This window comes from Chryseobacterium sp. ZHDP1, from assembly GCF_018603435.1.
Taxonomy (GTDB): domain Bacteria; phylum Bacteroidota; class Bacteroidia; order Flavobacteriales; family Weeksellaceae; genus Chryseobacterium; species Chryseobacterium indicum.
In genome coordinates, this window is record NZ_CP075682.1 from 1,655,028 (window position 1) to 1,675,748 (window position 20,721).

General features: G+C 42.9%; 16 protein-coding genes. 5 read left to right on the plus strand and 11 right to left on the minus strand.

What is annotated here, in order from left to right; genetic code table 11:
* Positions 1-7: 7 nt before the first annotated feature.
* From KKI44_RS07525 to KKI44_RS07540, 4 genes are read right to left on the minus strand one after another with little or no spacing between them, the layout of a single operon-like run.
* The gene (locus KKI44_RS07525; protein ID WP_214590546.1) at positions 8-670 is read right to left on the minus strand and encodes a hypothetical protein; all 663 of its coding nucleotides are present in this window, start codon (positions 668-670) and stop codon (positions 8-10) included.
* Complete coding sequence (locus tag KKI44_RS07530; protein ID WP_214590547.1) at positions 660-4,202, minus strand: DUF6443 domain-containing protein; 3,543 nt, start codon at positions 4,200-4,202, stop codon at positions 660-662. Before KKI44_RS07530 ends, KKI44_RS07525 begins: the two co-directional genes overlap by 11 nt.
* A 5-nt stretch (positions 4,203-4,207) precedes the next feature.
* Positions 4,208-6,979: a hypothetical protein gene (locus KKI44_RS07535; protein ID WP_214590548.1), complete on the minus strand. Its 2,772-nt coding sequence runs from the start codon at positions 6,977-6,979 to the stop codon at positions 4,208-4,210.
* Positions 6,980-6,984: 5 nt separating this feature from the next.
* The gene (locus KKI44_RS07540; protein ID WP_214590549.1) at positions 6,985-8,625 is read right to left on the minus strand and encodes a T9SS type A sorting domain-containing protein; all 1,641 of its coding nucleotides are present in this window, start codon (positions 8,623-8,625) and stop codon (positions 6,985-6,987) included.
* Positions 8,626-9,188: 563 nt separating this feature from the next.
* On the opposite strand from KKI44_RS07540, the gene KKI44_RS07545 reads away from it, so the two are divergent.
* Positions 9,189-9,392, plus strand: coding sequence for a hypothetical protein (locus tag KKI44_RS07545; RefSeq protein WP_108409253.1), 204 nt, complete (start codon positions 9,189-9,191; stop codon positions 9,390-9,392).
* Between the two features lie 2 nt (positions 9,393-9,394).
* The gene (locus KKI44_RS07550; protein WP_139326248.1) at positions 9,395-9,922 is read left to right on the plus strand and encodes a hypothetical protein; all 528 of its coding nucleotides are present in this window, start codon (positions 9,395-9,397) and stop codon (positions 9,920-9,922) included.
* On the opposite strand, the gene KKI44_RS07555 is transcribed toward KKI44_RS07550, so the two are convergent.
* From KKI44_RS07555 to KKI44_RS07585, 7 genes are all read right to left on the minus strand, one after another.
* Positions 9,923-10,474 (minus strand): hypothetical protein, encoded by a 552-nt coding sequence (locus tag KKI44_RS07555; RefSeq protein WP_214590550.1) that lies wholly within the window; start codon positions 10,472-10,474, stop codon positions 9,923-9,925.
* Positions 10,471-10,980 carry a phage virion morphogenesis protein gene (locus tag KKI44_RS07560; RefSeq protein ID WP_214590551.1) on the minus strand — a complete coding sequence of 170 codons (510 nt, stop codon included), beginning with the start codon at positions 10,978-10,980 and terminating at the stop codon, positions 10,471-10,473. The genes KKI44_RS07555 and KKI44_RS07560 overlap by 4 nt, the downstream gene beginning before the upstream one ends.
* Positions 10,973-12,889: a tape measure protein gene (locus tag KKI44_RS07565; RefSeq protein ID WP_214590552.1), complete on the minus strand. Its 1,917-nt coding sequence runs from the start codon at positions 12,887-12,889 to the stop codon at positions 10,973-10,975. The genes KKI44_RS07560 and KKI44_RS07565 overlap by 8 nt, the downstream gene beginning before the upstream one ends.
* A gap of 158 nt (positions 12,890-13,047) precedes the next feature.
* A complete protein-coding gene (locus tag KKI44_RS07570; protein ID WP_214590553.1) occupies positions 13,048-15,483 on the minus strand; it encodes a DUF935 family protein in 2,436 nt (811 codons plus the stop codon).
* Positions 15,484-15,506: 23 nt separating this feature from the next.
* Positions 15,507-15,938: a phage protein Gp36 family protein gene (locus KKI44_RS07575; protein ID WP_214590554.1), complete on the minus strand. Its 432-nt coding sequence runs from the start codon at positions 15,936-15,938 to the stop codon at positions 15,507-15,509.
* Positions 15,939-15,949: 11 nt separating this feature from the next.
* Positions 15,950-17,500: a hypothetical protein gene (locus tag KKI44_RS07580; RefSeq protein WP_214590555.1), complete on the minus strand. Its 1,551-nt coding sequence runs from the start codon at positions 17,498-17,500 to the stop codon at positions 15,950-15,952.
* Positions 17,500-17,931, minus strand: coding sequence for a hypothetical protein (locus KKI44_RS07585; protein WP_076396850.1), 432 nt, complete (start codon positions 17,929-17,931; stop codon positions 17,500-17,502). The genes KKI44_RS07580 and KKI44_RS07585 overlap by 1 nt, the downstream gene beginning before the upstream one ends.
* 222 nt (positions 17,932-18,153) lie before the next feature.
* On the opposite strand from KKI44_RS07585, the gene KKI44_RS07590 reads away from it, so the two are divergent.
* From KKI44_RS07590 to KKI44_RS07600, 3 genes are read left to right on the plus strand one after another with little or no spacing between them, the layout of a single operon-like run.
* The gene (locus KKI44_RS07590) at positions 18,154-19,314 is read left to right on the plus strand and encodes a head maturation protease, ClpP-related (protein ID WP_214590556.1); all 1,161 of its coding nucleotides are present in this window, start codon (positions 18,154-18,156) and stop codon (positions 19,312-19,314) included.
* Positions 19,315-19,317: 3 nt separating this feature from the next.
* Entirely contained in the window at positions 19,318-20,256 is a 939-nt protein-coding gene (locus KKI44_RS07595; protein ID WP_214588141.1) for a hypothetical protein, read from the plus strand.
* Positions 20,257-20,267: 11 nt separating this feature from the next.
* On the plus strand, positions 20,268-20,720 hold the full coding sequence (locus KKI44_RS07600; protein ID WP_214588140.1) for a CHAP domain-containing protein: 453 nt from the start codon (positions 20,268-20,270) through the stop codon (positions 20,718-20,720).
* Position 20,721: the final 1 nt, after the last annotated feature.

Consider the following 20,721-nt stretch of genomic DNA (forward strand, 5'->3'; position numbering starts at 1 on the left):
TTCTATTTTATACAGATAAATTGGATGTATCTAACTTATTACAAGCTTCAATAATAACTTTTTTTAAATGTATTATTGGTGGTAGAATTATTTTTTCCATTTTCAACGCCCTATGAAGATTCAATTTTTCGATTAGAGAATTTTTAGTTAAGTCCAGCTCTATTGCGGAACTATTATAGATGTAAAGCTCTGTTAAATTAGGGAAGTTCTCTAAAATAACATTTGATTTTTGATTTTCATACCAAAGTGTAAGTTTTTCGACCTTCTCAAACTTATCTATTATTTTTCCTTTAAAGGTTTTTAATGATAAAAATGTAATTTCATTAAGATTTTTAAAGTTTTTTTCAGATAAATTCAATTTTGATTTTTGACCTATAATGAGATGATGAGAATCCATCAGAACATCCGATAAATCTGCAATAGTTTCATGAAAAGAAATTGCTTCAAATTTATATTTTGAAAAAATGTGCTTTACGCTTTGAAAACAAGTATTTTCCACCTTATCAAAGCCTATACTTTTAAAAGTATAGGCATTAATATCTGAAATAAATATTTCTATGTAATCTATTTTAGGGTCTATACCGATATCCATTCGCTTTTGTCTTTCGGCAAAGTCGCTAGTAATCAATATTCCTTGAAATTTAGGAATATAATAAATTTTAGAATCCATCGATTAAGATATATTTTTTTCCTGGTGATTGTATTAAATTGTAATTGATTGGATTCTGATATCCTTCATTATAAATACCAGGAACTTTATCAGTTTGCATTCTTCTATATTCATCTTTAAAAGCTTCTCTATTTGAAACAGAAGGTATCCAATCAAAAGATTTTACCGTTGTTTGATATGTAGTCATCTTTACAATAGCTGATGCAAACATTCTTTCCAAAGAACCCTTACCGTGATATTTCTGATCATTTCCAAATATTATAGTATAAGAACCTGTTTGATCATTTTTCTCTCTTACTTTATATTCGGCTTTTACATCAGCTAAAGTTAACGGTTTAGTTCCTGTGTATCTCCAAGCATAATTTGCATGATTTGGAATATGAGCAGAACCAAAAACTGTATTAAAGCTATACCAAAGCGCTCCTACGCCAAGTGCTGTTGTTGATCCAACAAGTCCTGCACCACGAGTTAATATTCCTGTCAATGCTCCGGAACAACAATCAGTAGCGCCAAACTGCGTAAAGTTTATTCCCTGAAAGTATTCTCCAGAATTTTGTTTTACTCCAAGAAAAGCTAATGCCTCATAATATGCCGAAACAACATCATCTGAATTGTCTGCGTCTACTCCGTTTTCACCGCCGCCACCGCCATCAGAGCCGGAACCTTTATAAAAGAAAGGCATACCATTTCCTAAGAACTCATTGTATGATGCATAAGATCCATTTCCTCCTCTCAAGTAATAGTCTGCAAGTCCTCCTCGTGGTATGTTATCTTCAACCGCTTCAGGAATAAAAGCCTTTCGCCCATCCGGATCAATAAGCATTACAGGATTATTCAGTGCATAATTATACGGATTTACCCTTGTCGTTGTTTCAGCTAAAGGATCAATAACGCCCCATCTTGCGATGTCGCTCATGTACATCCTTGCTCCAAAATCGCTCCAGCCTGTTTCCTTCTGCAGCTCTTTTCCGCCATATTGGTAGTTGTAAGAAGGGTTTCCGGTCGTCTGGTTATATCCTTCATGCTTCATCCCAAAAGGGTAGAAATTGTTTTCTTCAAGAACTTCTGCGCTGCCATTGGTGTTTTTAAAGTAGCTTAAACGCACATTTCCCAAATGGTCTGTATAGCTGTAAATATACTTATTATTTTCGAAATTATAATATCCTTCCGAAGTAGGTACAAATTTTAGGGTTGCAGGATATGTTCCGCTACCGCCTACCTTAGATTCGTATTGGAAACCGTCAAGATAATCTGTTATAGTGGTTGTCATGGTATTGGCAATAATCCAGTCTTTATAAGTATACGCTTTTCTTATTTTCAATCCGTCTGCCCTGTAATTATATGTGGTGTTTACATATTGTCTTCCTTTTCTGTCTATATAACCACTGAACTGTATATACTTTGGAAGATCCAGGATATTATAGTCAATCTGCAGAATTCCTTTGTCTATATGATTTTTAAGATTACCATTATTATCATAGAAAATTGTATTCCCGGAAGTATCAGGATACCCTCTGTAATTGGTGGAGTTATCGGTAACGGTATTCAGCCTGTTTCCGCTGTAGGTATAGGTAAGGTTATCAATAAGTTCTGCTGTAGCAGAAAACTGTCCTTTAGCATTTCTCTGCAGGGAAGTAATGTTCCCGCCAAGATCATACGCAGCGGTTTCATTAAAGAAATTGTTCTGCGGAACAGAAGCATCGGGCTCAGAGTAAATACCCTGTGTCATCCTGTTGAGATCGTCATAGCGGTATGCGTATTTTCTCAGGATATTGTCCTGCGCAGATTTCCAGCTTACTTCCTTTATGTTGCCGCTGTATTTCCCTGTGGTATTGTCTGAGGGGTCAAAAAAGGACAAGGCATAGGCAAAAAGGTCGTTTCCCGGGTTGGCAGGATCGTTTACCCTGGTGGTGGCTCCTCTCATATTGTAGGTGTAGTCTATGTTCTGCAGACTGTTGCCAACCTTTTTCTGGATCAGCCTCGAGAGATCATTGTATATATTTTCAGACAAAAGCTCCTGAGGATTGCCGTCTACCTGATGCCACTGTTTTTTCAGCCTGTTCTGGCTGTCGTATTCAAAGGTCTGGGTAATCACTTTCGGGGTATCCGAAGCCAGTCTCGCATGGGTAAGCCTGGTCTGCTGCACCACTCCTGCAAAATCCGGAAGAGATTCTGTTTTGGTATATCCCCCGAGATGGTTAACGGCATAGGTTCCTACCGCTCTTGCTTTTTCATCGTACCAGATGTAGCTCTTCGTCCAGTTATCGTCTTCTATATTCTTTACATAAGAAGCCGTAGGAAGGTTTTTGGTATTCACCGCCATGGCAAGGTTATCGCCAATAGTGTTTTTGCCAAATACCTGGGAAGGTCTTGCAGGTGTTTCTGCTGGATAGGTATCAAAATAGTTAATACTCAGGATCTTGGTAAACGCGGTGGGGTATGCGCTGTTGGTGTAATAAGCCGTTACGCCGTTGGCGCTGAATCCTCCCGGGTTTCTGCTTTCGTTTTGAGGGGTTGCAGCAGTATTGGCAGTATTCTGCTCTGCCTGTCTTCCTTCGCTGCCATAGTTCTGTGCACTGGTGAATATTCCGGTGTATACCGTTCTTCCGAATTTGTCGTACTTGGTAAAAAGCCACTGTCGGGAAGCTCCCATATTGGCATCCTGGGTCATGAGTACACGATCCTGCGTATCATACACAATGTATTCCCATCCTTTTCCCGGGAGTTTCTTTTCTACCTGCCTGCTTCTGCTGTCGTAGCGGTACTGGTAGCAAAGCTCATCCAGCACCGTTGCCGTTAACGGCTGGGAGGCAGCCAGCGGAGGAATTACATAAGCCAGCTGCCCGTATTTGTTGTAGAGGTAGTAGGTTTCCGTATTCTGTTTTTTTACCAGTACGGTCTGTCCTTTTCCATTCTTATATTCGGTGGTCTGGTGTCCGTCTTCATCCGTAACGGAAGTTTTCATCAGCTCTCCTGCGCCATAGTTTCCGGCAGGGGAAACCGCACTGCTGGTTGCTCCGTTCAGCCATGAGGTCGTTACGGTATGTTTTTTTACTTCGTCTGCGGCATTTACCCCATAGCCATACTGTACGGAATGCCCCAGATAATCCGATCCCGGTTTTCTCTGGGAAAGGAGCTTACCGCCGGGAGCGTTCTCCTGAACCGATTCGCTGTAGAAATACGGATCAGAGCCGTAAACCTGAGCAGCGTTTGCTTTCGGATCTGTATAGATTGCTCCGTTCTGGGTTCCTGTCTGCGGAACAGGAAGGTAAGATCTTAGCTGTCTTCCAAAGCTGTCGTATTCCGAAGGGATCACGATGTCTTTACCGTTAGGGGATGCCTTGATGCTGATGACCTGCTTCGCCCTTCCCAGCCCGTCGGAATACTGTACGGCTTCGGTTTTCCGGCTGCAGTCTTCATTCAGACAGTTTTTGGTATAGATGAAGTTATGGTCTGTGGAAAGCCCCGTGGTTTGTGCATAGGATAACCCTGCAACAAACAAAAGGCTGAATATATTAAAACTTTTTTTCATGCTCATTAATGTTTATAGTTGTACTGATTTTCTTTAATCACCTGTCCTTCGCTGTTTTTCACCCGCAGCAATCTTCCGGAATCATCATACTGGAAGGTGTTTCTGATGCCGTTAGGCGATACAGAGTTGGTAACCCCAACCAGCGGATCATAGGTGTACACCGTGATGGAATACTGCTGAAGCTGGGAATCTGTGCGCAGGGCATTGAGCGCAGTAAGCAAAGCTCCTTCATTGGCAGGGTCTGCCGCATCGGCATTGGATGCCGATACAGCGGCAGAGATCACAGAAAGGGAAGAAATATCACTGTATTTCGCTCCGGCAATCTGGGCAATGGGAAGACTGTTCTGGTATCCCCATATTGTGGTTACGGAATTTCCTGCTTTGTCGGTGGTCTGCACGAGGTTTCCGTTGCTGTCGTAAAGATCGAAGGTCACGGAAGTTTCCGCCGTCTGGTTCAGGTCTGTTGTTTCGATAGAGCTAGGATAAAAATGACTGCTGCTGTCATACTTTGTGGTAATTCTGGTCATCACGGTGCCATCTGCTTTCACTTCGGTCTGCAAAGGGACGGAAAGCATATTTTTATTTACCAGACGGGTATTCCCCAGATCTGCGGCATACTTTGTAGAAGCTTCACTCACGGTACCGTCCTGAGCTGTCGTTTTAACAAGCATTTCCTGAAAATTGCCCGGATGGAAGGTACTTTCTTTAATGGTAGCGTAAGAGGAATTATTATCCGGATAGACAATGTCTGTCTGTTTGCTGTACTGCAGCCATGCAGGTTTTGTACTTCCTAATTCAATAAAGCTTTCAGGAACTCCCGGAATCTCCTGAAATGTATATTCGTACAGGGAAGATTCGGTTTTCTGATTCAGTTTATTATAGACTTCCTTTTTTTCAAGAATACCTTGCGATGTTAAATTGTAATAAGGAATATAGGACGTGTTGGCAGGCAATACATAATCATTGGGTGTTTTGAAATAATATTTGATGTAGCCGTTGTTTTCGGTTCCTGCTATTTCCGTTTCCTTTACGTTCTTATACAGCAGAAAGCCGTTGAGATCTCCAAGCTCATTCTGGAAAAAGGTCCCACCTGAACTCGAAGCATCTGAAAACAACTGGTAATCAAATGTTTTTGTTTTCACCAGCACCCCGTTTTCGTCAAAAGACTGGATCTTTTCTACCCTTGCCCCTGCATTTACAGGATGTTCGTTCCTGTAGGGTGCAGGCATTGTTTTCTTTTTGTAGAGGCTGAGAAAGCCGTTGGCTCCTCCTGTCATGCTTACCGTATAGGTTCCGGGGAACAGGGTAAAGATCGGAACGGTACTGCAGGAACTGTCTTTTGTTAAGGTCTGGTTTGCGGCATGTCTCACCGTATAAGTGAAAGGGATGATATCTCCATGGGGATTGGTAAGATTATAAAACTCCATGGCTCCCGGGATCAGGTATTGATAGCCTCCTGTTACCGTAAAGGAATAATGGCTTGAGGTATTGGTATCAAAAGGAATGACGTTCGTGGTATCGTAGTAATTGATTTCCAGGTCATTCGGATGCTGTACAGCATAATCCGGAGCTGTTTTATCTGCATATACCATATTTGCCTCAAAATTATACACTACAGATCCTTTCGTAGGAAAGGTGATCTTTTTCAGGAGTCCTACGGTGTATTTTTTAGGATTTACAGGCTGCGTTCCTTCGCACAGAAAGTTCCCGTAACGCATGTCCTCATAGTATCCGTATTTCCTGAAAGACCCCCATGAATCATATTCAAAAAGTGTTTCTTCCGTTGATGAGAGGTTTTTATCCAGCTTCTGTATTCCGGTCAGCGCCTTTCTTCCGCTGATTTTCCACGAAGGGGTACCCTGCAGGTTATCTTCCAGAACATACGAGGTTCCGTAGGCAAACTGGTATTTTGAGATCAGCCTGTCTGCAGGATCGGTGAGGCTTACTGCGGTAAGGGTATAGGGATCGGTAGTCACGATCTCTCCGTCATTCATCTGGTCATAAAGATAACTGAACTTCAGCTTGCCTTTTGCCGTAGAAATGGTATTGATCTTACAGTACTGGTACTTCATGATGGAAGACGTACCCATGTATTTGATCTTTTTATCGTAGCTGTAATTAATAAACTCTGTGCCGTTAGGATCTTTTACTTTTGTAAGAAAGAATGAGGTTTTGTAATTCTTATAGCTGATATCTTTAATAACCCCTACATTATAATCCTGAAATAGATACTGATATCCCAGATCATCGGTAATGGTAAAAGTATTGATAATGAATTTGCTGCTTGAGGTATTTCTTTCATAATCTATCCGGATTTTTTCACCTGTAAGATTGCTGACCATAAAATTTCCGGTAGCCGCATCTTTCAGTATTTTAAATTTGCCGGAATGCCCCGGGATATTGTAAAAGAAGATATCTGCCTGTTCTTCATTTATGAAAGAAGCGTCGGTAATTTCGTCCAGCTCGGAGACAATCTGCCGCGTTATCATCCCTGAAGCGAACATCGACCAGCCTTGTCCTACCTCACTGGCAGGGATGTGGGCTTTGGCATTGTAAACGTGATAGGATAAAGCAATATTTACCGGAAGATCTTTATGGATGCTTTCCAGCTGATAAATAGGAAAACCGATATTGGGAACCCCCGTTGCAGGAGATACTGCCGTATTGATGTAATTGGATAATGATCCGGTGGTAGGTTCTGCCACCGCAGTATTTTGTGCCGCTGCCACTCCATAAAGCAGAGACAGGGAAAAAACAGTCAGTTTTATTTTCTTCATTTGTCTTATTTTTTAATCAATTTGGCATTCGCCGTTTTGTCATTGGTTTTCACCACCACCAGATATGCCCCCTGAATCAGCGGCTGGGTATTGATCTTAGTAATCTTATTTTTTGTCTTTACCGTTTCTAGCTTTCTTCCGCCCATATCGTACACTGCAATTTCAGCTTCAAAAGCTCCTTCTCTCAAGCCCTCAAATCCAAGCTCCACATACACATAATCCGTTACCGGGTTTGGGTAGATCTTGATATCCTGCTTTTCGATCAGCTGGTCAACCTGTCTGTCACCCAGCTTCACGATCTTCCAGTTTTCTTTCCCCAGTTCCTCTGCGCTGGTTCCTGCAAGTACAATTGATCCGTCACGGTTCAGCTTAATATCAGATAACCGTTCCTCTTTTTTTCGGGATTCTCCTTTCACGTGCTTTCTCCACTGCTCATTTCCGTTCTGGTCGAGATACAGCATCCAGAAAGTCTCGTCATCATTTTCAATCCTGCCTTCCGCCTGTGTGTAACCGCCCAAGAGAATTCCTTTGGAAGTTTTGTCATCCGAACCATGCAACACACTCATTCCCATCAGAACATCCCGGTTCTTGAAATTGTAGGATTTCTGCCACTGCTCATTTCCATTTAAATCAATAGCAACCAACCATACATCGGTTCCCTCTTCAATACCTACGGATTTATTTCCCGATCTTTCCGATCTGGATTCTCCACCGATCAGGTAGCCTGTTGAAGTCAGTGCCAGTGTTCTTACATGATCGTCGCCTTTTCCCCCGAAGTTCTTTTCCCACTGGATCTGTCCTGTACTATTGAGCTTTACAATATAATAGTCTCCCTCGCCATAGTTCTCTGTCTTTTTTGAACCGCCCAGGTTGCTTCTCGAATAGATCCCTAACAAGGCTCCTCCATCTTTGGTGGGAATCATTTTTTCCACTTCATCCAGACCTTTTCCGCCTAAAATTAATTGGGATAATTCTTTCCCGTTTTTATCCAGCCTTACTACCAGAACATCTTTAGAGCCGTAGCCTTTAATTTTCGGATCCTGAGCTTGTTTACCCTGAGCGGAGCCGAAGGGAAGGGTTGTATTTCCGGCGACAAAGAATCCCATATCCGTGGTCTGAATTACTGCCTTAGCTTCTTCATCCGCAGTACTGCCTATGGTTTTCTGCCATAATTCATCGCCAAATTCATTGATTCTGATCAGCCAGAAATCCGATCCGCCTTTGGAATCGTCTTTTTTATCCAGCCCTTTCCCTGAATAGCTGGAACCCGCCAGAAGAAACCCTCCTTCCTGCGTGTTGACCGTTGCCGACAAAAAATCATGGTTTTTCCCTGAGAAATATTTTTCCCAAACCTCTTCGCCCTGCTGGTTGAGTTTTACCAGATGGAAATCGTAACCGTTGTTCTGCTGCGAGGTGGCAGAAGGCAGACTGGAGGTGGCAGGAGAGCTGCTGCCTGTGATCTTTTGGCTGTTACCCCGAATGCTGCTTCCGGTAATTAAATACTGTTGATCAATTGTAGTGACGACCTGTGAGAGAAAGTCCTGCGTAGAAGACCGGATGTCTTTCTGCCAGACCACTTCCTGGGCAGACGAAAAACCTCCCAGGAGTGCGCACAAAAGAAGTGCGCCTGCATAATCTTTTTTCATTGTGAATATCAAATTTAAGTTGCTAATATATTTTTAATTGTGTGTTATTTGCAATCCGTAAAAACCCCATATTTTGGGTTTGGATTTAGCCGAATGCTTTTAGCCTGACCGGTTGTTTATTTTCATTTTGCTTATTTTAAATGTTATTCTTTTTCATGCAGCAAAGATATATTCGCAGAACGGCAGAACATGTCGTATTTTATTGAAATACATTTCAACTGCAAATAATCTTTGGATGATAATAATAAAGAAAGGCGCAGAGTTGAAGCCAATCAGTAACAGAGGCACTCGGATGCCCTACAACCAGATATGACTTACAACCCGCGCCATATAGATGCACGGGCGTAAGCCTATCATTTTCAGGTTGTATAGAAGATTCCGAGTTTTCTGTTACCTTAATGATAGAAACTTACGCTTGTTTCGTTAAAATTATGCTTCAAATGTAAGTAATATTTCTTAAAACGGAATCACCGTATTTTTACGGTAATTTTGAGTTTTAAAATCACCTGACCGGAAAAAAAGCCGGCTTGCATAGAAAGAGAATACTTTTTACATTTGTAATTATGGCAGAAGTAAAACTTACAAAACAGGACAAAATAATCAAGCGAAACGACCGTATTCGCAGACGCTTCGCTTATTATACAGATACGAAACATTACGACAGTGATTATGCACTGGGATTACTGGAAGAGGAATATATAGGATCACTGGAACGAGATACCATCTGGCTTATTATCAGAAAAACCGGACATTATAAAAACCTGTAATGATGAAAAAACTAATAATCCTTTTACTATTTCCAATTATTTTTTATTCTCAGACTTCTTTAACCAACGACGATATTTATGCGGCTGCGGGGAATGATTTTGAATGGCTGATGACAAATGTAGATACCTCTAACAAAGGAGGCTATGGTTATGAAGGGCTTTTAACCAGAATGGGGTTTGTCTTCGATGATAAATATAAAAGTAACGCTTCAGGTACATTTTGGCAAAGACGATATATAAAAAACATAATATCAGGAAACGAAAAGCAGTCACTAATTTACATTAAGGAAAATTACAAGAAGGTATCAAGTCACAAGTATCCCATTATTACTAAAATGGAAATCTGGGGTGACACAGAATATATCATTAAATTTTATATAAACTTTTGGAGCCGAGCTGTCAATTTTAAAGATACCAAGCCGGGTGAGACGGTGACGACTCGTTTTTTATCCGATGTCGCTGCCCTCTCAGTAGGAACCAACGGACAGTCAAAAATAGTGGTTACCACGGCAAAAGATTATTATAAATAATTACATTTTAACAATAAAATCAGATTGAATATTAACCTGCTTTTCCGGCAGGTTTTCTTTTGCAGTATATTTCACAATCGGCTCGGCATCCACTTTAATCATTTTGGAACAGTCCGCCTTTGTATCGTCGGTAATCGTTGCTTCATATTCGTAAACCGTTACAATAACATTGTTATGATCCAGGTCGTCCTCGTCAGCCACCTTTTTTAATTCACTGAATTTTGTGCCGCTCAAACCTTCCAGTGTGGCATCCACCTTTTCATTAAGATCAAAAAAAGCCAATGCCAGTTCCTGATCTATACTCCCCGTATAGCTTTCAGCATAATTCTCGCAAATTACACGCACACGGACAATGCCTTTTCCCACTTTAATTCCATTTCCCATGTCTGACCACTCGAAACGCATAAAAGCGATTAAAACAGCGGGTTTGGGAACCATGACAATATTCTCTTTTTCAATCTGCCCGCGGTCTTTATCAATATAGATCAATTCCTCCACCTGAGCCTCCAGATGGTCGGATATTTCTTTAAATACCATTCCTTTTATACTCATGAGATTATTTTTTTAAGTTCTGACAGTATCATCCGATCCAGTGTTTTTTCGAGTGCTTTTGAATCACCAATAAATTTTCTCTGCGGGATCTCAATATATGTTTTTGTGGTGAGGGCGAGCCATTTCCAATATTCTTTTCCTGATTCCTTATATTTTGCCCAGAAGAACCTGCGCATCTTGGGAGTGATCAGAATTTTCCCCCCTTCATTATGGATTTTGGCATAATGGTTATGGTTCCCTATTCCCACGACCACGCGCGATTCCGAGACCTGTATTTTTTTAATTTCCCTGCGCGTATTCCCGGAACGTACCATTGTGGTTCTCGCTCCGGGATAAGTGCTTTTTTTCCATTTCTGGAAAGGAACATCCACAAAGCCGCCAACGTTAAAATTTCGTTTAAAGAAATTCACCATGGTAATGGCGGCTTTCTGCGGAATGGTTCTTTTAAAATTCCTGTATTTTGCGCGGAGCCTGTCGAACTCCTGAGCATTATTCTGGTTATGCATTGGCTCTGATTTCTATATCGGCGATCATTTCATTAAATATCTGTTCCAGTACTTTTCTGATCTCCTGTGGGTTTTCTTTGATGTTGGTGGTCTTAATGGTCAATTCCTTAACAAAGGACTGAATATTGAAAATCATTTTTTTTCCGTCTCCGCCGGTTCCGGCACCGGACAGGGAATTTTTGGCTTTATCCTTTTTACTTTTCGCGTTACCTCCGTTTTGCGGATCCAAAGCTGCGGCAGGTTTTCCATCCGATGGCACCAAGCCGGAAGGCGGCGGAATACCGGCAGCAGAAGTTATTTTGTTTTGAGTGGTGATCTTAACGGCTTTTTTAACCGGTTTTTCCAGTTCTTTATTCCATCCTTCATAAGCGCCTTTCATCGCATTAGGAATTAAAATCCCGGTTTCTTTTATGACATTAAAGCCTTTGGAGAGTGCCGATTTTATTTTATCGGTATCAAGGGTAAAAATACCCACCAGTAAATCGCCTACACCTCCTAAAATATTAACCGCAATATCTCTAATGCTTTTAAAAACAGAATGTACGTTTCCGGTAAATGCGTTTAATACTCTTTGAATGACGGTCATTTTTTTCTCCCATGCATATAAGGCGTTGATAATTCCGAAAATGGCATCCACCGCTTTTAGTATGACTCCAATAGCTCCCCCCAGTATTTCACCGGCATACTGAACTGCCGGAGCAATAAGCTCCCACACCCGCGTCAGCAATCCTGTGACGTTGGAAAGGAGCTGCGCCGCATTTCCTGACTCATACATTGCCGTAATGTTTTCCATTAAAGCTTTCCGGACATAATTAAATGCAGTTTCAACCCCGCCGATAATTTTAAAAAGCAATTCCAGAAGCGGGGTTAAAAACCTGATCACCCCGGCGATGCCTTCCATTGCCAATTTCGCAAAGTTGGTTTCCCCCGAAAGCTTGGGAAAGCCACTATTTCGGATTGCGTCGATCACAGGCTGAAAAGCTTCCGCCACCCCTGAAAGGGCATTTTTAACCGGTTCGGTATAGTTCATCATCTCCGAGAGGAACCCGAACAGGTAATTTCCGGCATCCAATACACCAATGATCAGCGGACGGAATGTTTCTCCGGTTTTAAGCTTAAACTGTGTTAAGGCATTTTCCTGCCTGTTAATAGCCGATTGCATCGAGTTCATGGCAGCAGGTAAGCCCCCCTCAAAAGTATTTTTTAATTCTTTTGAAAATTTGGGCAGAAAATCCTCCGCCATAATTTTACCACTGTCTAACATTTCGTTAAACTGTGCCTGCGTCATTCCCATAGCACGGGCAGCAATCCCCAACGCGCCCGGAATCCTTTCCCCCAACTGTCCTCTGAGTTCCTCGGCAGAAACTTTCCCTTTGGAAGCCATTTGCGAGAGTGCTAAAAATGCCCCTTCGCTCTGCTCCGCCGAGAGGTTCATCACCGACGCGGCAATTCCGACCGCTTCGAAAATATCCCGCGTCGCCTGTCCTTCGAGGGCAGTCCCTTTGAGGGATCCCGTTAAGGTCTGAAATCCCTTGTAAGAAGATTCCATATTGAGGTTAAGGTCTTTTATCGCCGTATCAAGAAATGCCATGTTTTTTGCCCCCTGCTGCCCTGAGGCAAAGACAATGGCATTTTCCATCCCCTCGAATTTGGAAGTAATCCCGGTGATCTCTTTTCCGAAGCCCGTCACCGCACCCACGGAGAGGGCGGCAAGAATGGCAATCCCGGCACTCTTTGCATACTGCGCGAGGCTGCTAAAAGTACTCTGTCCGGTATATCTTAACCTCCCGATCCCGCTGTTGGCAGTATTGACGGCATTGTCAAGCCCCCTTGTTTCATTTCGTGCGCGGCTGATCCCATTGGAAAACGAGCGGTCGATCAGATCCAGTGCATATTGTAAACCGTTCATAACAGGTAATAAAAATGTTTGTTGTGCCGGTGGTATTCCGGATTATTTTCTTATTTTTATCTATGATTTATAACAAGTGAAATTATAATCCTTCGCTTATTATCTCATTCATTCATTTCTTCAACTCATTAAGAGTATAAACCTCCCTTGCGGAGGTTTTATTTTTGTCCTACCAGAAGCCCTCTGCGGGCAGTATCGGGATCACTGATCCACTCATACGCCGTAACCCGGACAGACTCCGTGGTTACTTTCAGGGCTCCGTCCGTATAAAACCGTAAGAAAACTGTTTGCGGAACTGCTGTAGAATCACTCCAGTAGACTTCGTCGGGACTGATGAGCGTTTCGCGGATCTGCGTGAAGAGCATATCATCGGACTGCACGGTCATGGCATCAATCCATACAGGGAGGTTCTCCGCTGTGATGACCCTTGCCATTCCTGTTTTGTCGATATGGCTTTTTATGGTAACCGCTTTTTTGGGGTAGGTATTTTTTCTGACTTTTGCCCATTCTGAAAGCCCGTAATCTGTGATACCCAAATCGTCCACATCAATAGGTTTGGTATCTTGCGGCAGCTTTTTTAAATAGCTTTGCGCGCGGGTAAAGACCTGATCACTGTCTCCCCAGTTGACATCAAAGCCCTGTTTCTGCATCCGTTCCCAGCCGTCCGGATCAATTTGTATCGCACCGTCAAAATTTGTAATTTCCCCGTCGTAATCATCGAAAACGTCCTCAGCGTCGGTGCGGCATTTCCAATGGAGCGGGGGCAGGAATTTCCATGAATCCGGATCCCTTTTGTCAAAGACTTTCCCGTCCAGACTTCGACAAATCACCGTCGTTCCGTCATCGATAATGGCGTTTAATCTCCAGTAAGGCGCAATTTCTACATCGTCCATCATTTCCAGATACCGAGCCGCCATATTAGAGGTAGCGCTGGCGTGATCCCATTCCGTTTTCAGATACAATTCCTTATAGTTCGGAAATACTGATTTTGCCTTATTTCTGAAATCATTAAAACCTTTTACTTCCGGATCCTTTAACATCTCATTAAGCTCGTAGACTTCCGCCTGTGTTTTGTCTACTCCGAACCGGTGTATATTATTCATCCAAGCCCTCATCCGGCGGTGGTCGTTACTGTCAAAATCAAAGTTCATTTTCCCGAATCCCTGTTTTATTGCCTCCAACAAAGGGGTATGCGATGCCTTAAATTCGTTGTAGCTCCAATTGACGGTTCCGGGATTTTCATACAGCTGCCGCAAAAATTTTTCTTCTGCAGGTGTTATATCCCTATTAAAAGGGGTCTCTGACTCAGCCTCACAACCTGAAATAGTGCTGTGAGGCGCATTAAAATTTACATAGTGATTCTTAGGGACTGGTGGCGAAAGCTCACCGCTTTGGGTGCCATCGGAAACTTCTCCGACAATTTCAACATCCAGTTCGGTTTCGATCTGTTCCTTTTTGATTTTGTACCCTAAATCTTTAACTCCCTTAAAAATTTCCAGTCTTTCCTTCGGCGTTAATTTTTCATTGTCATTCCATATACAGGTGTCGTTTTCGTCAAAAGGATAACCCAGCCCGCGGAGCCACGGAAGGACATCGTCATTGATAAAAAACATCACAAAGGTTTCATCATCCATGGTGATGAGCTTTTGAGTGCCGTTAATGATTTCCCCAGTTTTCGCCCGGCTTCCGGTGTCTTTTGCCGTTTCGGAATTCCCGTCAAAAAGATTGGCAAGCTCCTCGTTACAGGCTTTTCTTTTTTCGTTAAATACATTAAAGCTGTCCCGGCTGTTGGACTCCTTAATGTCAATTTCCACCCCTTCGGGGAATCTTGCCCATCCGGCAGAACCTAAATCTTTTAACCATTTATCCACTTCCTTTTTTACGCGTGGATCCGTGGAAGCCACCTTTGCCGTACGCATCGGAATTCCGAACATCTCCTCGAACTCATCCCAGTTTTGCCATGAATGCTTTTTAAAAATCCATAACGGGATTGCCTTGTTTAAAAGTCCTATGGAATGCTCATGATGTACCCACAGCGTCCATTTTTTAAGGTTTCCCACGGTAAAGTTTTCGCCCTGCAGATCATAAGGATTAATAAGCAGCTCGGTGGTTTCCGGTACGATATGATCCCGGTACACAAAAGACAGTTTTTTAATGAATCCGTTTTCGTCCAGTTCCTTCGGGTACATGAGCGTATAAGAAAAATAAATACTGTCAAGGGTATATTTGATCAGGTTTTTAAACCATAGTTTTTGGATCAGCCTGGTTTTTTCTTCGTTAACTTCCCCGTCTTTATCGACAATGGCAACCGATTTATTGGAAACCCTGAGCTTACGGGTTTCACTGCGCCCGTAAATAAAAGGATCGTCCAACACTTCCTCCATAATGTCAATAAGCATTTTACGGCGTGGAAGCATGGGATCTATTGCTGCCGCCTTTGCCAGTTTCCAGTCTTTGATTTCCTTATTATATAAGGTACGCTGACGTTTGATCGCATCCACCATCTGGGTGACGGCTCTTTCATAGTCTTTATCCTTACTGCCACCGAAGGCATTGTGTAAAAAATCGGTGACCGCCTGTATTTTAAATTTCATTTTACAGCGTATTTAAAGAGTAATTAATAGCGCTCTGAATATTTCGGGTTGCTTCCGAATTCGATCACCTGACTTCCGGTTTCCCCGCCACTTTCTCCTTCGTCGGGTTTCTCCGGCAAATCCGGAGAAATATCCCCTTTGGCAACGGCTTTGAGCCAGTCTTTAGCGGCATTGTAACGCATGATCCTCAGTTCGGGAATGACATCCGCGGCGGCATTGGCATGGAGGTGGTAAATGGCAATATCCACCATATACATAATAATAAGCGCGTTCCTGTCGGCTCCGGCAGCGGAAAAAATCGCCGCTACATTATACCGCTGTCTCAGGTAGCTTTCCATTTCCGCCTGAGCGGCAAGCTCGGCTCGATGCTGAACATCTTCTTTCCTTTGGATGATAATCTGTTTAATCCAGTTCCGGATCTGTACTTCGTAGTCGGTTTCTGTTAAAAAAGGCATTGTTATAATTCTTAATAAGCGTTATCGTTGTTTCTTTCGTGTTTTCCTATACCGAGAGCGTCCTCGTTCCAGTCTTCCGAATCAGAAACAACAAACTGATCCAGGAAAAACCATGCGCCTTCGTCTGCATCCGGAGCGTCGTCCGCGGTATTATATCCCGGTTCTATTCCCCTGACCTGTAAATTCCCTTCCACCATATCCGGATCGTTTTCTTCCTCTACATTGTAGACCACGTTTCCGGAGGAGTATTCAGGCTCCATTCTTACCATACGGGTATATTTATTGGGTTTTTGCCTTTCGTCGGTCAGGACACTAAGCGGGTATTTGTATTTTTTGCAGGCGCGTCTGAGGGCTTTCTTTACCGGTCGGGTGTAAAATTGTTTTTCCATGTACCAGATGATCCCCACCCCGGGGGGCAGGTTTTTCTCAACTTTGATCATCCATTCGAAAACGTCCTCCAGTTCACAGCGGCGCGTGAACCTTTTAATACAGTAGCGTTTGAACTTATCCTGTCCCCAAACCGATACGGCTTTAAAATCCGAGGTCTGGCTGTTTTCAAAACTCGGATCAAAATACCCGATGATGATATCCATTTTGGAGAGGTGCGGAAGTTTGGCAAAACGGAAATATTTGTTTTTAAAGATTTTCCCTTCAATATCCGTTTCGTGGAAAAATTCCTGCTTGGCAAGAACAGTTCCCGCCTTGGCGATCTTCCGCAGGAGTTCCTGTAATGAATACCGCTGCCACCAGGCGGGCTTTCCGTTTTCGATGGCTTTTACTTTGGAATGGTAAATGCCCTCTCTTTTTTTCGCTCCGGGTTTGGTATCTCCCACGATATTGGCAAGGATAGAATTATGATGAATACGGTTCCCGCCCATCGCGAAACGCGCCCCTTTGATGCTGAGGGCAAAATACATGGCTCCTAAAATCTTTTTCACCACTTTATCCACCCTTTTTGGATTGTGGACAATGTCGTCATCGTCCACGTCATCCACCACGCCGTAATTGGGACGTTTTTCGTTTTCCCTTGCCCCGCGCGGGGACTGGTCACGACCAAAGGCAAGAAACCGGATTCCTTCTTTTGTGGTAAAATCCCCGTCCTCCCATGACCCGAAATTATACTGCTCCCCAAAATCGTGGGCAAAAAGTTTATTGTATTGCAGCTGTGCCTGAAGATCGGATAACAGGTTACACGCGTCGTCCTCATTTTTCCCCATCAAAAGCATTCCCGTTAATTGCTTATGGGCGATAAGCCACATCGGAATAATAATGGTAAGGTGAACGGACTTGGCGTGTTCCCGCGCCCATTCGGCAACCCCGAAAAAGTTCGGATCCGCAAGGCAGGCATTGGCAAAATCTATATGGAAGTCTGCACAGTCCGCATCAGCATACAATTCAAAATAGGTTTTAACAAAAAAGTTATAATCGGTTAATGCCCTTTTAATTCGTAATTTTTGTGTTTCCTCGGTATCATTAAAGGCAACGGCGGCACTGTTCTGAACCTGTGAACAGAACTCCAGCCATTCGTTATAATCCCTTTTCGTGATGGTGATTGCCGACATTACTTTTCCCCGATTTTATAGTCCACATATTTTTTTTGCAAAAGGTTGATCTCCTTTGCCAGTTCTGCGTTTTGAGTAAAGGCGTACGTCGTGAAATCCTTAAATACATTAATGATCTGGCTGATGGTTACCTTTTTATTCGACAGCTTTTCAATGCTGTTGGCAATCTGAATAATATCATTGGGTTTGCTTTTGGGATCTTCACTCAGGGCATGCGCCTTTTTATACAGGTTTTCGATGATCTTCCGGGCGGTAACCGTTGATGCGCTTTTAAGCAAATCCCATTCGCCCTCGGTTTTCCATTTTCCCAGCGTTTTTTCTGTGACGTGAATGATTTCTGCGATTTCTTTCTGTGTTTTGTCCGTTTCCAGAAACAAGTCCTGAGCTATAGAATATTTCTCGTCATTGGTCAGCTTTTTCTTTTCATTCATCCGTAGGTATTTAATTTTTAATTCGGTCGGATGCAACCTCAATTTCCGGTTTCATTCCTTCTATATAGGAAGCAAAATTGCTTTATATAAGGACTTTACCGAAGCCGGCTGTTAGGGGCTGTATGAAAATATACAACCACTGTATGAAAATATTCAGCCGCTAACCGTCAGCTTTTTTCGGGGTGTTTTTCAGCCAATCTTTGCCTTATCAAAATCAAAGAAATGTCTAAAAAGCCCTTTCATTATGAACTCAAAAATCAGGTTTCCGGCAGTGCCGAAATCAGGATGTACGGGTACATCGGAAAATATGATGAGTTCGACTATAAAAGGTTTCAACAGGTTTTCAGGGATGCACTGCAAAACAATAGTGATTTAACCATAAGAATGCACTGCGGGGGCGGTTCTGTGTATGAGGGGCTCGCCATTTATGACCTGATCCTGAATTCAGAAGGACATACCAAAGTCATTGTGGAAGGGATGGCGGCATCTATGGGCGGAGTGATAGCCCTTGCCGGTGATGAAATCGAGATGAACGATAACGCCTTTTTTATGATGCATGCGGTAACCGCAGGATGTTTCGGAAATAAAAATGATTTTAAAAACGGGATACAGCAGATTGAAAACTGCGAAGAAAGGCTCGGAAAAATCTTTGGCGAAAGAACAAAAGCGGATGAACAGACCATTAAAAACTGGTTCGATTCCGGGCAGGATCACTGGCTGAGTTCCGATAAGTGCTTAGAACTGGGAATTTGTGACCGGGTGATAAAACCTACAAAAAAAAGAAAAACTGGGCAGGAAGCCGAAAACATCACAAACAAAACTCCGGAAGAAGCCTTTGAATGCTTTAACCTGTATCCTGAACCCCCTGAGGAAAATTATATTAATCAACATACTGAAATGAAAAAGGAAGCAATTTTCGCCGCTTTAGCCGCGGCAGGATTGGCGGGAAAATTAACCGCTTCGTCTTCGGATAAAGAATTTGAGCAGCATCTGGAAGAACTGTTCGGCAAGGCAAAAAGAACCGATGCGCTTGAAAATGAACTAAAGGAATTTAAGGAAACACAGGCGGAAGTTTTGATTTCCGCAGCCTTAAAATCCGGTAAGATCACGGGTGCCGAAAAGGACGAATGGATCAAGGATGCCACCCAAAATTATGCCCTCGTAGCAAAATCACTCGAAAGAATGTCCGGCAAACCGGATCCCAATGCGGGGTTAGAAAGACAAAAATCATTGGTGGACGGAGACAGACACGAACTGTTCAACGGACGTGAAAAATGGACGTTCTCAGAGTGGCAGGAAAAAGACCCGAAAGGTCTGGAAAGGCTTAATGAAGAAGCCGGAGAAGAATTTGAAAAATTGTTTAACGCCGAATTTGAAGACTAAAAAATGGCAGAATTAATAGACGGGTTATACCTGAACAAATTTGTAGCCCCACAATTACTGAAAGAGTTCAGAAACTATAACGATAAATTTCTGGCGGCACTGGAGCCGGCACCGGAAGGCGCGAAAACAGCGGACGGGCTTCGCCAGAATAAACTCATCAATAATGTGGGTTTTTATGTCAACAATACAGCTCCGTTTACGGCAAAGTCCATGAGCGGTAAAAACAGCATTATTCCCTGGGACAAACTGGATACCGACCCGACAAAGGTCAACGATGCCGAGATCAGGGCATTGGCATTTGACAAGAGATCGGAAGTCCGCGTTAAGCATTCACAGGGGTTCCGTATCGGAGTGCGTGATTATGTTTTAAACAAACTGGCACCGGTTCATCATGTTTCAGGAGCCATGCCGGTATTAAGAACCACAGGAGCCGTATTCAACGGAAGAAAAAGGCTGACGTTTCAGGATCTTATCAATTTTTACAATGAAATTGAAATATTGAACCTTATTGATGACGATACCTCTGAGTCGCCTAATTTCTGGAATATGATCCTGAACCCGGAACACCGCTCAGACCTTAAAATTGATAAAGCGGGAACTGCTAACCACAGGGATAATCTGGAATTTGACAAAGACACCGGGGAGTTCAAAAGGTTCTATAAAATAAGGATGTGGGAAAATAACGCGGCTCCCCTGTATTCGCCGACAGGGGAACTGAAGGCAAGGGGATCCATTAAAGAAGATGGCGACCAATATGCCTCAACATTTTTCTATTCACCCAATACGGTTTGGCATTTGGAGAAGCTCAAAATCCTTTACAAACCGGAATATCAGGATACCACCAATGCAGATCCGGAGTCTGAATTCAGACTGCAGGGATACGGGCTTTGTGATAAAAAGCAGGAGTATGGTTTTGGAGCCATCATTTCTGATAACGGTTAAAAACACTCACCATGAAATTATCTATTAAAGCCCTGGAAGTTGCGGCTACACAGATCGGGAAACAGGAAAACCCGCCCGGATCCAACTGGGGAGAACCGGTTAAAAGCTACCTCTCCAGTGTGGGGATCGGATTTGCCGCCCCGTGGTGCATGGCTTTTGTGTATTGGTGTTTCCGCCAGGCTTCCCAAATACTGAATGTTAATAATACGGCAATCAAAACAGGCGGTGTCTTAGCCGCCTGGAATCAAGCCGCTCAAAAAATAAAATCCTCTAATCCCGCCATCGGATCCGTGTTTATTATGGATTTTGGCAAAGGGCAAGGGCATACCGGTCTCGTTGAAAATTTCGACAAAGAATTTATTTATACCATAGGAAATACCAATGACGCCGGTAGCCGTGAGGGGATTAAAGTATGCAGGAAAAAACGCCTGCGAAAGACGATTAAAGGTTATTTAAACTACTAAA

What these genes read in the sequence shown, in the direction of transcription:
- KKI44_RS07575 (WP_214590554.1), bottom strand. Translation starts at nt 15,938, where the DNA reads ATGCCTTTTTTAACAGAAACCGACTACGAAGTACAGATCCGGAACTGG.
- KKI44_RS07600 (WP_214588140.1), top strand. Translation starts at nt 20,268, where the DNA reads ATGAAATTATCTATTAAAGCCCTGGAAGTTGCGGCTACACAGATCGGG.
- KKI44_RS07525 (WP_214590546.1), bottom strand. Translation starts at nt 670, where the DNA reads ATGGATTCTAAAATTTATTATATTCCTAAATTTCAAGGAATATTGATT.
- KKI44_RS07540 (WP_214590549.1), bottom strand. Translation starts at nt 8,625, where the DNA reads ATGAAAAAAGATTATGCAGGCGCACTTCTTTTGTGCGCACTCCTGGGA.
- KKI44_RS07590 (WP_214590556.1), top strand. Translation starts at nt 18,154, where the DNA reads ATGTCTAAAAAGCCCTTTCATTATGAACTCAAAAATCAGGTTTCCGGC.
- KKI44_RS07580 (WP_214590555.1), bottom strand. Translation starts at nt 17,500, where the DNA reads ATGTCGGCAATCACCATCACGAAAAGGGATTATAACGAATGGCTGGAG.
- KKI44_RS07530 (WP_214590547.1), bottom strand. Translation starts at nt 4,202, where the DNA reads ATGAAAAAAAGTTTTAATATATTCAGCCTTTTGTTTGTTGCAGGGTTA.
- KKI44_RS07560 (WP_214590551.1), bottom strand. Translation starts at nt 10,980, where the DNA reads ATGCATAACCAGAATAATGCTCAGGAGTTCGACAGGCTCCGCGCAAAA.
- KKI44_RS07585 (WP_076396850.1), bottom strand. Translation starts at nt 17,931, where the DNA reads ATGAATGAAAAGAAAAAGCTGACCAATGACGAGAAATATTCTATAGCT.
- KKI44_RS07595 (WP_214588141.1), top strand. Translation starts at nt 19,318, where the DNA reads ATGGCAGAATTAATAGACGGGTTATACCTGAACAAATTTGTAGCCCCA.
- KKI44_RS07550 (WP_139326248.1), top strand. Translation starts at nt 9,395, where the DNA reads ATGAAAAAACTAATAATCCTTTTACTATTTCCAATTATTTTTTATTCT.
- KKI44_RS07555 (WP_214590550.1), bottom strand. Translation starts at nt 10,474, where the DNA reads ATGAGTATAAAAGGAATGGTATTTAAAGAAATATCCGACCATCTGGAG.
- KKI44_RS07535 (WP_214590548.1), bottom strand. Translation starts at nt 6,979, where the DNA reads ATGAAGAAAATAAAACTGACTGTTTTTTCCCTGTCTCTGCTTTATGGA.
- KKI44_RS07545 (WP_108409253.1), top strand. Translation starts at nt 9,189, where the DNA reads ATGGCAGAAGTAAAACTTACAAAACAGGACAAAATAATCAAGCGAAAC.
- KKI44_RS07565 (WP_214590552.1), bottom strand. Translation starts at nt 12,889, where the DNA reads ATGAACGGTTTACAATATGCACTGGATCTGATCGACCGCTCGTTTTCC.
- KKI44_RS07570 (WP_214590553.1), bottom strand. Translation starts at nt 15,483, where the DNA reads ATGAAATTTAAAATACAGGCGGTCACCGATTTTTTACACAATGCCTTC.